This window comes from Rhizobium sp. BK176, assembly GCF_024808055.1.
Genome location: NZ_JANUBV010000023.1, coordinates 14,861 through 28,169, shown reverse-complemented (window position 1 = coordinate 28,169; position 13,309 = coordinate 14,861). Strand labels below are relative to the sequence as shown.

The following is a 13,309-nucleotide window of genomic DNA, read 5'->3' as shown; positions in this document are numbered from 1 at the left end:
ACATCAGAGAGTTTTTCACATGACCATCGCAGCAAGAACAGTGAATGTAACCCAGGAAACCGTCGCACTTCTCGACAAGATCGGCGTCGACAAGGCGCTCTACACCGGTGGAGACATGGCCTCTTACAGCCCGGTCACGGGTGAACAGCTCGCTGCCCTGAAGACGGACAGCCGTGATGCCGCGACCGCGAAGATCGAAAAAGCCGCCCGCGCCTTTCAGGCCTGGCGCCTGGTTCCCGCGCCCAAGCGCGGCGAACTCGTTCGCCTGCTCGGCGAGGAACTGCGCGCGGTGAAGACGGAGCTTGGCCGACTGGTGTCGATCGAGGCCGGCAAAATTCCGTCCGAAGGTCTTGGTGAAGTGCAGGAAATGATCGACATCTGCGATTTTGCCGTCGGTCTGTCCCGCCAGCTCTACGGCCTGACGATCGCAACCGAACGCCCCGGCCATCGGATGATGGAAACCTGGCATCCGCTCGGTGTCGTCGGTGTCATCTCCGCCTTCAACTTCCCGGTTGCCGTCTGGGCCTGGAACGCCGCGCTGGCGTTGGTTTGCGGCAATGCCGTCGTCTGGAAGCCTTCGGAGAAGACGCCGCTGACCGCGCTCGCTTCGCAGACGATCCTGCAGCGTGCCATTGCCCGTTTCGGCGACGCGCCGGAGGGTCTGAGCGAAGTGCTGATCGGCGATCGTGCCATCGGCGAGATTCTGGTCGATAACCCGAAGGTACCGGTGGTATCCGCGACGGGCTCGACCCGCATGGGCCGGGAAGTCGGTCCGCGGCTGGCGCGCCGTTTTGCCCGTTCGATCCTCGAGCTCGGCGGTAACAACGCGGGTATCGTCTGCCCGTCTGCCGATCTCGACATGGCGCTGCGCGCCATCGCCTTTGGTGCCATGGGCACGGCAGGCCAGCGTTGCACGACGCTTCGCCGTCTCTTCGTGCACGAAAGCGTCTACGACCAGCTCGTGCCGCGCCTGAAGAAAGCCTATGCCAATGTCTCGGTCGGCAACCCGCTCGAAACGACGGCGCTTGTCGGTCCGCTGATCGACAAGCTTGCCTTCGACGGCATGCAGAAGGCGCTTGGCGAGGCGAAGGCCCATGGCGGCGCCGTCAACGGCGGTGAGCGCGTCGCAATGCCCCACGACAAAGCTTACTACGTCAAGCCGGCGCTGGTGGAAATGCCCGCGCAGGTCGGCCCAGTGCTGGAAGAAACGTTCGCGCCAATCCTTTACGTGATGAAATACAACGACTTCGACAAGGTGATCGAAGACCACAACGCTGTCGGCGCTGGTCTCTCCTCCTCGATCTTCACGCTGGACCTTCGCGAAGCCGAGCGTTTCCTCTCGGCCGACGGATCCGATTGCGGCATCGCCAACGTCAACATCGGGACTTCGGGTGCCGAAATCGGCGGAGCGTTTGGTGGTGAGAAGGAAACCGGCGGCGGTCGCGAGTCTGGCTCCGACGCGTGGAAGGCTTACATGCGCCGCGCTACCAACACGGTGAACTACTCCAGGGCTCTGCCACTTGCGCAGGGCGTCTCCTTCGAAATCGAATAGGAGCTGATATGACGATCGATGTGAAAATGGAGGCGGGTTTTAGGCCCGCCTCGAGGATATCTTCTATCGGTGTCTCCGAGATCCTACAGATCGGTGCACGCGCCGCGGCCATGAAGCGGGAAGGCAAGCCGGTCATCGTCCTTGGCGCCGGCGAACCTGATTTCGAAACGCCCGACCATGTCAAGCAGGCAGCCTGGGACGCCATGCAGCGTGGGGACACCAAATACACCGCGCTCGACGGCACGCCGGCGCTGAAGGAGGCGATCCGCACCAAGTTTCAGCGCGAGAACGATGTTTCTTTCGACGTGAGCGAGATAACGGTCGCCACCGGTGCAAAGCAGATCCTCTTCAACGCGATGATGGCGACTATTGATGCGGGTGATGAGGTTATCATCCCCACGCCCTACTGGACGTCCTATTCCGACATTGTCCAGATCTGCCAAGGAAAGCCGGTTCTCGTCCCCTGCGATGCGCAAAGCGGCTTTCGGCTTACGGCCGAGAAGCTCGAGGCGGCGATCACGCCGCGGACACGCTGGCTATTATTGAACTCGCCATCCAACCCATCCGGCGCAGCCTATAGCGCCGCTGACTACCGCCCGTTGCTGGATGTGCTCCTCAGACATCCGCATGTCTGGCTGATGGTCGACGACATGTACGAACACATCGTCTATGACGATTTTCGTTTCGTCACGCCGTTGCAGTTGGAGCCGCGTCTGCGTGAACGCACGCTTACGATCAACGGCGTCTCCAAAGCCTATGCCATGACGGGCTGGCGCATCGGCTATGCCGGCGGCCCGAAGGCGCTCATCAAGGCGATGGCGGTCGTACAGAGCCAGGCAACGTCCTGCCCCTCCTCGATCAGTCAGGCGGCGGCCGTTGCGGCACTCAGCGGACCGCAGGATCTTCTTGCGGAGCGAACCGAAAGCTTCAGGCGGCGTCGCGATCTGGTCGTTTCGGGGCTCAACGCCATCGATGGTCTTGATTGCCGCACGCCCGAAGGTGCTTTTTATACCTTTTCCGGCTGCGGTGGAATTCTCGGCCTGACAACGGCAAGCGGCCGCAGGATCACGACGGACAGCGAGTTCTGCGCCTACCTGCTCGAAGAGGCGAATGTCGCCGTTGTGCCGGGCTCGGCCTTCGGCCTGTCTCCCTTCTTCAGGATCTCCTACGCCTCGGCGCAGGCAGATCTCAAAGAGGCGCTGGAGCGTATCGCGGTTGCTTGCCAACGGCTCGGTTGAGCCACGGCGTGCGAGGCGGGTTTTGCCGGCTTCGCGCACTGTCTGCCTATCGTTGACGGAAGTTCGGCCTTCGCCAGAGTTAAAATGCAAAAACGCCCGGATCGTCTCCGGGCGTTTTCTCTTGCTTAAGTTTTGGCCGGCTGATCAACCAGCAATCTTTTCGCCGTAAGCCTTCTGCGCATAGTAGTGGCCGAAGCGGCTGTCGAGGAACGCATCAAGTCCGACATCTTCCTGGCGGATGAAGCCCTTCGCCGGCAGATCGCCCTTCGCCAACATGTCGAGAACGGCGCAAATGCTGCAGGCGGTCGTGATCTGGATGGCGCTCATCATGCGGCCGGCAACAACGGCGCTGTAGACCTTGTTGGCATAGGTTTCCTGTACAAGGCGACCGGTCTTCCAACCGGACACGGTGACGAAGACGATGACGACGTCCTGCATGGTGGACGGCAGTGCGTGCTCGAGGATATCCTTGAGGACTTCGCGGCGATGGCGCAGGCCGAGATCGCTGAGCAGCGCCTTCATGATGGCGGCGTGGCCGGGATAGCGGATGGTGCGATAATTCAGCGTGCGAACCTTGCCCTTCAGCGTCTCGCAGAGCGTGCCGAGTCCACCCGAGGTGTTGAAGGCCTCGTAGGTCACGCCGTCGAGCGAGAATTCTTCGCGCTCTTCCAGCGCCGGCACTTCGATCAATTGTCCGTCGACGATCGCTTCACACGGCTCGATGTATTCGTTGATAACGCCGTCGGTGCTCCAGGTCAGATTGTAGTTGAGCGCATTCGACGGATATTGCGGCAAAGCCCCAACGCGCATGCGCACGCTATCGAGTTTGTCGAAGCGGCTGGCAAGATCGTTGGCGACGATCGAGATGAAGCCTGGCGCGAGGCCGCATTGCGGGATGAAGGCGGTGGACGCGTTCGCAGCAATCGCCTTGACGCGGCGGGTGGATTCGACGTCTTCGGTTAGGTCGAGGTAGTGCACGCCGGCCTCGGCGGCAGCCTCGGCGATCGCGATCGTCAGGTGGAACGGAGCAGCACTCAGGACGGCGAATTTGCCGGAGAGCAGTTTGACCACGGCGGCATGGTCAGCGATATCGATTTCCGCCAGGCTGAGGGCGGAATTCGCCTCCATGTGTTCCAGTTGCTGCTTGCTGCGATCGGCAAGCGTAACGTGATAGTCGCCGGAATGGATGAGAAGGCGGGCAATCGTTGAGCCGATCTTGCCGGCACCGATGACGACGATGTTTTTCATATGTGTTCCCCTAACTGGATCCAAAAATCTTTATGGCCTTTTTATTCACGTCAGGTTGGTTGATTCAAAGCGCCATATTGATAAGAATGACCGCCGTATTTTGGCGGATTGCCGCCGGAGATGGTCAATATGACGATGAGCGACAAAGATCGGCAGCTTTTGTCGATCCTCAGCGAGAATGCCCGCATACCGACGGCCATGTTGGCCCGCAAGCTTGGCCTGTCACGCACGACAGTCCAGGCGAAGATTGAGCGGCTGGAGCGGGACGGCGTCATTGCGGGCTACGGTGTGCGCCTGTCGGAGTCTTTCGAAAGCGGGCAGATAAAGGCGCATGTGCTCATCACGCTGGCAGCGAAGGCACTTGGGCGCGTGACGCTTGAGCTACAGGCGATCGCGCACGTCCGCGTCGTCTATTCCGTTAGCGGCAGCTTCGACATGATCGCAATCGTTGCCGCGGAATCCATCAGCGAGCTCGATACGGTCATTGACAAGATCGGCGAGATCGAGGGGGTCGAAAAGACCCTCTCGTCGATTATCCTATCGACGCGCGTCAACCGTTAGAGTAGTCCGGTCGCATTGCGCGCACCATTTTGGTGGCTGGCCGGTGGGGCGTTGCGCCCCTGACATCGGCGCTGGTGGCTGACAATGATTGGTTTCGGTCGATCGAAGACGGGCCCGACGTATTCGCGCTGCAACGCGTGACGGAAGATGCTCGGTTGTTTCTCCGGATTGTCCAAGCGTTAAGGTCGCCCGTTGCAGCGCTTAAGGTAACTGCCTCCGGTGCGTTCATCGTGTGACGATGCCCGCGACTGTCTGCCGATTGTCGCTTCCGGGCGGGTAGCATGCGCGCCGCTGCCAAGGATTGTTTTGGGTGCTGACACAGGATCCAGGCCGCTGGCATGGTATCTCGGAAACGTCGAATTGATGTGGCTGCTCGAACGCCAGTGTGCCGAGGCGCCGTCATTTCAGTTGCGTTGACGGCGTGTGTGGACAAGCGGGAGACGATGCCCGCACTATTCGCGGCGGGCTTTCACCGGCGTCACGTCTTTCCCTGCGCATTGGTGGAGAGGAGGTATGAATTTGACGAGCGGCGCTCGATGGTACGTCATCATCATCTGGCAGATTAGGGCCGTCGCATCAGAAGTTTGCCGAGGATGAACTCACGTTGGTGATACGTCCGCGCCGGCAGGTTAACGCTTTTCTCGAGCCATGAATTTGTTTTGCCGTCGCAGCAACAGGCCTGTTGCCGGATCATTGTGAGAGAGAGCCGATGTGCGTGAGATCGTCGGTTTCTGGACGCGCCTGGAACGCGCAGCTTTTTGCATTCTGTCACAATTAGCGGCGCGGTGGTGATCTAGGCTGGAACATCCTCACCGCTGGCGCACGGCTCCAAGGACCGTCGATTGCAGACCACGCTCCCGTTTCTGGAGGTTCGGGGGCGGCCGCCTATGTATGTCAACCGAAGTCCTTTTGGCGGCCACGTCGACCTGGACCCGTCGGAAAGTTCCCCGCGGGGAACGATCCAAGCTTGAGTTCGAAGCGCGCCAGAAACCGATGTCGGAATTCTGCAGGGCGGTTTAAGTGGCTAAATGTTCAGCAGCAAGCGCTTCCTGCTCCCGTTTGGTTCTGGATGCGCGTTGGCTTCGATTTGGTGATGACACTAATGGTCAGGGTGCCAGACCAAAATGGCCTGTCTGATAGGACGGGGTCGCTCTGAGCCTGCGGTGGAGGCCCCGGTTGGCATGCAGCAATGGGGTCGTTTTTCAGAGTGTGATGGACAACACGGGCCGGCCAACGCTGACTGCCAATAGGGCGCGTACCGTGGGAATGGCGAGGCGTCGGGTTTGTGCTGGCAGCCGCAGCGCGATCAGGGTTCATCGGGCACTTGCTCATCGGGCACTTGCCGTCGCGATATTTGAGAGTTCCCCGCGGGGAACCTTGGCATGGCTCGCATGCCCTCGACTGCTCAGGGTCTCATGCGTGCCTCTGGAAATGATGGTTGGCGACACTTCGGTGCGCGGACTAACCGAAGGCTGTCTCCTGTCCTCGGCAAGGATTGATCAGTTTATTCAGTAGAAAGTTCCCCGCGGGGAACTGCAGGATATCGATCGGAGGATGGTTGTCGTGCGGTGAGCAGACGCGTCTTCCTGGCCCAGAACCACGCACTCATAAAGCCGCCGGACGGGGAAGATTTGTCGTAACTGCGGTTGACAAATCACCCCCCAATCCGGGATTCTGAAAGAGCGGAATGACCACGGCAGCGAAAGAATCGACTCTGAGAGACCGATTTTTGTCCCTTGACCGACGCTTGTCGCCCGCAAGCACGGCCCGAAAGCGCAAGTCCGGGAAAAGTTGCGTCATGCATAGCGGAAGTAACGACCGTATTTGCTGCCGTAACGAAAAAACATCATGGTTAACCAAGTATTTAACGGCGCCTCTCGCAGACTCAGCAGACACTCCTGAAACGCTCAACACATGTCGAAAGTACCTGTTCGCCAGGCTGCTTCCACCAGTTCCCGGCCGAAAAGATCTCGACCTCCTGCGCTCCATGGTAGCCGGCGGCCTCAATCGAACGGCGGATTCCTCTAAGGTCGATCACGCCGTCCCCCATCATCCCGCGATCGAGCAAAAGGTCCGTTGTTGGCACCAGCCAGTCGCAGATGTGGTGGGCGAGGATCCGGCCAGCTGCTCCCGCCCGGGAGATCTGCTGTTCGAGTTTGGGGTCCCACCACACATGGTACACGTCGATTGCGACACCTATCCCGTCACCGAGAAGATCGCAGATGTCGAGCGCCTGCTCGAGGGTATTCACACAGGCTCGGTCGGCTGCATACATCGGATGGAGAGGTTCGATGGCGAGCGGTATGCCGGCGGAGCGTGCGTGCGGGAGGATCTGGGCGATACCGTCGGCCACCATCTCGCGGGCCTCAGCGATGTTTCTTGATCCGACAGGCAGACCACCGACAACAAGGACGAGGCAGTCGGCGTTAAGAGCCGCTGCCTCGTCGATGGCCTTCCTGTTGTCGTCGATTGCCGTGGCGCGGGCCGCTGGATTGCCAGCAGGAAACATGCCGCCGCGGCATAGTCCCGTCACTTTCAATCCGTTTTCGGCGACAATGCGCGACGCCTCCGCAAGACCGATCGCGTGAACCTGGTCGCGCCATGGAGCGATCGCGACGATATCCTGTCTGAGGCATGCATCGACGGCCTGCCGCATGTTGTACTGTTCGCGGACGGTCGCGAGGTTGATCGATAGGCCGTCGACTGGCATGCGCGTTTCTCCCTTCCCACGTCATTGCGTGACGTGCTCTTGGTTTTTCAGATTCCAGCTGTTGCGAGGATTGTCTTCATTCGTTCAGTTGCCAGATCCGGGTCCCGAAGCACCCGGGCCTGGTCGGCAAGCCGGAACAACTCGGCAAGATGAACCATCGAGCGAGTGCTCTGCTGACCGCCGAGCATCTGGAAATGGCTCTGGAAGCCGTTGAGGTAGGCAAGGAAGACAACGCCGGTCTTGTAGAACCGCGTCGGCGCCTTGAAGATGTGCCGAGACAACGGCACGGTCGGGGCGAGAATGGCGTGGAATCCTGTGAGGTCGTCTGCTGCGAGCCTATGCAAGGCGGCGCTGGCCGCAGGGGCAATGGCATCGAAAATTCCAAGCAGCGCGTGAGAATATCCCTTCTCGTCGCCTGCGATGAGTTCTGCATAGTTGAAGTCATCGCCGGTATACATCTTTACCGCAGGATCGAGCCGGCGACGCATGACGATTTCCTTCTCGGCCGAAAGAAGGGAAATCTTCACGCCATCTACCCGGCTCGCGTGGTCGTTGATGATGGCGAGCGCTGTCTCCATGGCCGCCATATCGTCACGGGATCCCCAATAACCCGCAAGAGCGGGGTCGAACATGTCACCGAGCCAATGGATGATCACCGGTTCGCGGACCTGTCGCAGGATCCGGTCATAGACCCGGACATAGTCTTCGGGACTTTTCGCTGCGGCGGCCAGGGCGCGGCTCGCCATCAGAATGATACGACCTCCCTGCCCCTCGATATAGTTCACCTGTTCTTCATAGGCCCGAATCACGTCGTCGATGCCGACGTCAGGCCCGGGAATGAGATGATCCGTGCCTGCGCCGTAGGCAATCAATGCATCGGAACGATTGCGCGCGGCGGACTGGACCTCTGCAATCAGCTCCCTGGCTCCCGCCCAGTCGAGCCCCATGCCGCGTTGGGCTGTGTCCATGGCTTCTGCAACGCCAAGGCCGAGGTCCCACAGGTGTTCGCGAAACGCCACCGTGCGCTCCCAATCTATATTGCGGTCGAGCCAGGGATCGTTGTCGGCCAGGGGATCGACGACCACGTGTGCTGCTGCATAAGCGACGCGATTGAATGCATGTCCGCCGGCCGGGCGCTCGGGCGCGGCCAGTGGTTGGTTGGCGATGGTGTAGTGCTGGAGCGTGCGGCCAGAAACAGGAAGGTGGAGTGTCGTCGCCATCCTCAGGCAACCTTGCGAGCGACGGAGCCAGCGAGCGGGGGCACATTGACCCAGCGTCGCTCCTTCCAGCTCTTTTGCGCAAGCTCGGCGAGTTGAACGCCCTTGGCCCCTTCCCTCAAGGTGAACTTCCATGGCGCGTCCTCGACGACGTAACGCAGGTAGTCCTCCCACTGCGCCTTGAAGCCGTTGTCGAAGACCTGTGTTTCGGGAACTTCGTCCCACGTCCTGTAGAAATCGATCGTTTGTGGCTGGTCCGGGTTCCACACCGGCTTGGGGGTGTTGACGCGATGCTGGGTCCAGCACTTGGTTAGGCCGCAAACCGCCGATCCATGAGTGCCGTCGACCTGGAAGGTCACGAGGTCATCACGACGGACGCGAACCGCCCAGGACGAGTTGATATGAGCAACGATGCCCCCCTCGAGTTCGAAGGTCGAATAGGCGGCATCATCAGCGTCAGCCTGGTAGACTTCGCCATTTTCGTCGACGCGGCTTGGAATGTGGGTTGACGCATAGCAGCTGACGGCCTTGACCTCGCCGAAGAGGTTGTCCAGCACATAACGCCAATGCGGCAGCATATCGAGGATCATACCGCCGCCATCGGCAGCGCGGTAATTCCAGGAGGGCCGTTGCGCGGCCACTCCCCAGTCCCCCTCGAACACCCAGTAGCCAAACTCCCCACGCACTGAAAGAATCCTGCCAAAGAAACCGCTGTCCTTCAGCAAGGCGATCTTTCGCAGGCCCGGCAGATAGAGCTTGTCCTGAACCACGCCGTTCTTGACGCCGCGCTCCTCTGCGAGGGAAGCAACGGAGAGCGCTTCCTCTAAAGTCTCCGAGATCGGTTTTTCGCAGTAGACGTGCTTTCCGGCTTCGATGGCCTTCCTCAGCAAGGCGACGCGCATCTGGGTCGAGCCTGCGTCGAAAAAGATCTTGTTGTTCGGATCGGCAAGCGCGCTATCGAGATCGGTGGTCGTTCGGGTCAGTCCATGCTTGCGGGCAACCGCCTCGATCTTGTCCGCGTTGCGGCCGACGAGGATCGGGTCCGGCATCAGGCGATCGCCATTTCTAAGCAGGAGCCCGCCCTGCTCCCGGAACGCCAGGATCGATCGCACCAGGTGCTGATTATAGCCCATGCGGCCGGTAATACCATGCATGATGATGCCAAGCGAAATCGTCGCCATCTGTTCTTCCTCCCAATAAATAACTATTTAGTTACATAAGTGACATGCGCGATCGGAGCTGTCAACCCGGACCTGGCGCGTGCTCACTTCTCAAACAATGCGGGCAATATCAAAATCTAGCGCCCCCGGAACAAGGCCGACCGGAATCCCCACGCGGACAAGAGGCTGGATATCGCACGTCGAACAACGTAAGCGAAAACTGACATGCCTTTTTTGAACTGACGCATCGAGCATATGAAGCCAATTTCAAGAACCAACCTCGAGCAGGCCAAATCGCACAATCGGCGTGTGGTGATTGAAGCGATCCGAACGAACGGTCCCCTGTCGCGGGCGGCAATTGCGCGGTTGACGGCCCTCACGACGCAAACGGTGTCGAATATCGTCGAGGAGCTGGAAGTGGCGATGCTCCTCACGGCGGACGCTGCCAAAAAGATCCCACGCGGGCAGCCTGTCAGGCTCTATTCGATCAACCCGGACGGGGCCTACTCCATTGGCCTGGACCTGGAGCGCGACCTTGCGGTGGGCGTGCTGACCGATCTTGCGGGACGCGTTCGGGCGCGAGTGGAAAGAGCTGTCGAACGGCCAACGCCAGCCGAGGCGATGCCTGTTCTTGCCGAAATCGTGCTGGAACTCCAGCAGGCCTTCCCGCTCGATAGCGCTCGCCTGCTTGGCGCCGGCATCGCAATGCCCGGTCGCTACGCTACCGAGGTGTGACATTACTTAGTCCGGTAACGTTGCCCGACTGGCAGGACTTTCCCGTGGCGAGCAAGCTTGCGGACCGTCTCGGTATGCCGGTCCTTGTCGAAAACGACGCGGCCGCAGCGACAATCGGGGAGCGGCTTTACGGCGTGGGGCGCGGCCTGACCAGTTTCGTCTATCTCTTTCTTGGCGGAGGCATCGGCGCCGGCCTGTTCCTCGACGGCCAGCTCTACAAGGGCAGCCGCAGCAACGCTGGCGAGATCGGTCACATGATTGCTGTCTCGAACGGTCTGCCTTGCGTCTGCGGCAAGCGCGGTTGCCTGGATCGTTATGTGTCTCTCGGGGCTGCCTATGATTATCTGAATATCACAGCCCATGGACAGGCCTGGACCCGTTCCCCCGACATCGTGGCCGGGCTTAGCCAGGACCGGATCGACGCATGGGCAGAAACTGCGCCGAAGCCATGCGGCAGACGATCGATGTTCTCGAACTCGCCTTCGACCCCCAGACGATCGTTCTCGGCGGCTCGATGCCGACGCGTTTGCTAGAAGGACTCGCGCGCCGTCTCCAGCCCTTGCACCGGCCGGTCGATCCCGGCCAGGAACGTGTTCTGCCGCGCATCATGACCGGTGCGATCGGTAGGGATACGGCCCTTCTTGGTGCCGCGGCACTGCCGATCTTCTCGGAAACGAATCCACAGTTCGACGTTTTGCAAAAGCCGCTCAGGCAAAGGCCTCAGGAGTAGCCGTAGAGGATCGGCATCAGGCCCGCGAGCGCCTTGAACCGCTCCCAGGACTTGTCCTCGGGTCTTGTCCAGGCACTCTCGGCCAGCGCCGAGACCCGTGGGAATACCAGGCGGTCGAAGACGGCGCGGTCGGTCATCGGTTCCGACCAGATGCAGGCCTGGATGCCACGCAGCTTCTTTTTCTGCTCAGCGCTCCAGCCTTCGACCGGATCGAAATTATAGAGCGTCTCGGGCTCCGACCATCCTGCCCAGCTGGCGCCGGGCTCATCCCAATCCGGGCTGTTTGCCATGTCGAGGTAGTAGACCTGTCCGGGGCAGACAACCATCTCGTAGCCTTGCCCGGCAAGCGCTGCTGAGACTTCGACGCTCCGCCAGCCGCAGAGGTAGCTTTTGTCCTTGTCGATGACATTGCCATGCGCGGCTTCCTCCCAGCCGCCGGTGATGCAGCCTTGCTCGGCAAGGAACTTTTGGATCCTTGCGAGAAAGATGGATTGCAAAACGGCCGCACCCGACCCGTCGATATCATCTGCTCCATGGGTATTGGTGATAACGTTGAGCCGCTTGGCGTGCTGATTGGCAACGATGTCTCCACCGATCTCTTTGAGCTTCGCTAGCGCTTCGGGCGAGCCCGACCAGGCGCCCAGCGGAACTTCATCCGCCCCGATATGAATCGTCCTGAAGGGAAAGAGTTCGATCAGTTCGCGGAAGATGGTTTCCAGTACCTGATAAGTCTGCTCGCGCGCCGGATTGATGCAATTGTCCGGAAAGCCCTGGACGGAATAGTAGCTTCCGGCTTCCTGCGGATCGCGAAGCTCCGGGATCGCCTGTTGCATGGCATAGCAATGTCCAGGCACATCGATTTCAGGAACAATTTCAATGCCGAGCCCACCTGCATGCGCAACGATCTCTCGGACCGCCGCCTTCGTGTAATATCCGCCTGTCCGCGCCGCACCCGATCCTAGGAGCGGCGGGATCGCCAGCCCGTGTCCGCGCCAGGCGCCGACTTCGGTCAGGGCAGGATAGGCGTCGATTTCCACGCGCCAGGCCTCGTCGTCCGAAAGGTGCCAGTGGAAACGGTTGATCTTGTTCCAGGCAAGGATGGCGAGCAGTTTCTTGATTTCGGACGTCGCATAGAACTGTCGAGCAACGTCGAGATGCAGGCCGCGCCAGCCCATGTCGGCTCGTCGCGGATCTTGCCTTCGACAGGAAAGCGGAAGGCGTGGGGATGAAGATGTGCACCTCGCCAGATCTGACCAAGCGTGATCAGGCCATAGAGGAGGCCGGCGCGAGTGCTGGCCGAAACCTGTATTGAATCTCCGGCGAAAGATATGTCGTAGGCCTCCGCGGCAAATCCGTCGACGACATCAAGATTGACGGGCATGCCGCCTTCAGAGGCTGGCCGAACAATTCCCTCGACAGCAAACAGCTGCTCGACGAGGGTAACAAAGGCATCAGCCGCGGCATGTGCCAAGGGGTTGCTCGCGTTGATCGAGAAGCCGGGTGGGGCTTGCCGCTTCCCCGATACGGACACCTCTGAGGGCCAAGGTACGATCGCGACCGGCACCGGTGGATCGGCTGGAACGGGATAGATTTGCGCGCCGCGCTTCAAGGGAGCATTGTTTGCGAGTGATCGGGTCGGTTCGACCGAAAGCGATAGCGTGCTGCCATCGGCAAAGGCAAGATAGGCACCCGTTGCACCGTCCGTCCAATGCTGGAACGGCCAGCTGAGTGCGGAGATCGCCAGTGACCAGGTCTTGCCCGCGCCCAGCTCGAAATTTTCCGGCGGCAGGAACTCGGTAAAGTTCGACAGTCTGCGGCTGACGGTCCCGCCCTCGATCCGGACGGCCGGATCCACCCGGCCGGGACCGCTGATGCAGAGGGTGAAATGGGAGATCGTCTTGGTCGACAGGTTCTTGAGATTGAGCGTGTAGGCCTGTGGTGCTTCGTCCGTCGCAGGCCGCCATGTGGCCTCGAGCCGCAGGGCGTGCTGGCGCTGTGTCAACATGAATATCTCTCGATCGTGTTGGTTGGTTCCAACATTCGCTACGAATGCAGGACGCGGATAGTCACTTAGTCAATCACCTTGATTTAATCAGGCAACCGTCGACAACGTCAACCCGCTGCCATCTACGCTTCGCACGAAAGTTGCCGTTGCCCA

The 13,309-nt window shown here is 60.3% G+C and carries 7 protein-coding genes and 2 pseudogenes; 4 read left to right on the top strand and 5 right to left on the bottom strand.

Annotated features, from left to right (window positions below; translation table 11 throughout):
- Nucleotides 1–19 precede the first annotated feature (19 nt).
- Together FHT76_RS35070 and FHT76_RS35065 are read left to right on the top strand one after the other, a co-directional pair.
- A complete protein-coding gene (locus tag FHT76_RS35070; protein ID WP_183758099.1) occupies nt 20–1,552 on the top strand; it encodes an aldehyde dehydrogenase family protein in 1,533 nt (510 codons plus the stop codon).
- An 8-nt stretch (nt 1,553–1,560) separates the two neighbouring features.
- Nucleotides 1,561–2,790, top strand: a complete 1,230-nt coding sequence (locus FHT76_RS35065) for a pyridoxal phosphate-dependent aminotransferase (RefSeq protein ID WP_183758097.1) — start codon at nt 1,561–1,563, stop codon at nt 2,788–2,790.
- A gap of 144 nt (nt 2,791–2,934) precedes the next feature.
- Here FHT76_RS35065 and FHT76_RS35060 read toward each other — a convergent pair whose 3' ends face one another.
- On the bottom strand, nt 2,935–4,038 hold the full coding sequence (locus tag FHT76_RS35060) for a saccharopine dehydrogenase family protein (RefSeq protein ID WP_183758096.1): 1,104 nt from the start codon (nt 4,036–4,038) through the stop codon (nt 2,935–2,937).
- 129 nt (nt 4,039–4,167) lie between these two features.
- Between FHT76_RS35060 and FHT76_RS35055 the strand changes: the two genes are divergently transcribed.
- Nucleotides 4,168–4,599 (top strand): Lrp/AsnC family transcriptional regulator, encoded by a 432-nt coding sequence (locus tag FHT76_RS35055; RefSeq protein WP_183758094.1) that lies wholly within the window; start codon nt 4,168–4,170, stop codon nt 4,597–4,599.
- Nucleotides 4,600–6,484: 1,885 nt separating this feature from the next.
- On the opposite strand, the gene FHT76_RS35050 is transcribed toward FHT76_RS35055, so the two are convergent.
- From FHT76_RS35050 to FHT76_RS35040, 3 genes are read right to left on the bottom strand one after another with little or no spacing between them, the layout of a single operon-like run.
- Nucleotides 6,485–7,309 carry a sugar phosphate isomerase/epimerase gene (locus FHT76_RS35050; protein ID WP_183758092.1) on the bottom strand — a complete coding sequence of 275 codons (825 nt, stop codon included), beginning with the start codon at nt 7,307–7,309 and terminating at the stop codon, nt 6,485–6,487.
- 47 nt (nt 7,310–7,356) lie between these two features.
- Entirely contained in the window at nt 7,357–8,529 is a 1,173-nt protein-coding gene (locus FHT76_RS35045; RefSeq protein WP_183758090.1) for a dihydrodipicolinate synthase family protein, read from the bottom strand.
- Between the two features lie 2 nt (nt 8,530–8,531).
- On the bottom strand, nt 8,532–9,707 hold the full coding sequence (locus FHT76_RS35040) for a Gfo/Idh/MocA family protein (protein ID WP_183758088.1): 1,176 nt from the start codon (nt 9,705–9,707) through the stop codon (nt 8,532–8,534).
- Nucleotides 9,708–9,941: 234 nt separating this feature from the next.
- Here FHT76_RS35040 and FHT76_RS35035 point away from each other — a divergent pair.
- Nucleotides 9,942–11,151: pseudogene (locus FHT76_RS35035) on the top strand (ROK family protein).
- Here the strand turns inward: FHT76_RS35035 and FHT76_RS35030 are convergent.
- A pseudogene (locus tag FHT76_RS35030) lies at nt 11,142–13,156 on the bottom strand (beta-N-acetylhexosaminidase). The pseudogenes FHT76_RS35035 and FHT76_RS35030 overlap by 10 nt on opposite strands.
- Nucleotides 13,157–13,309 lie beyond the last annotated feature (153 nt).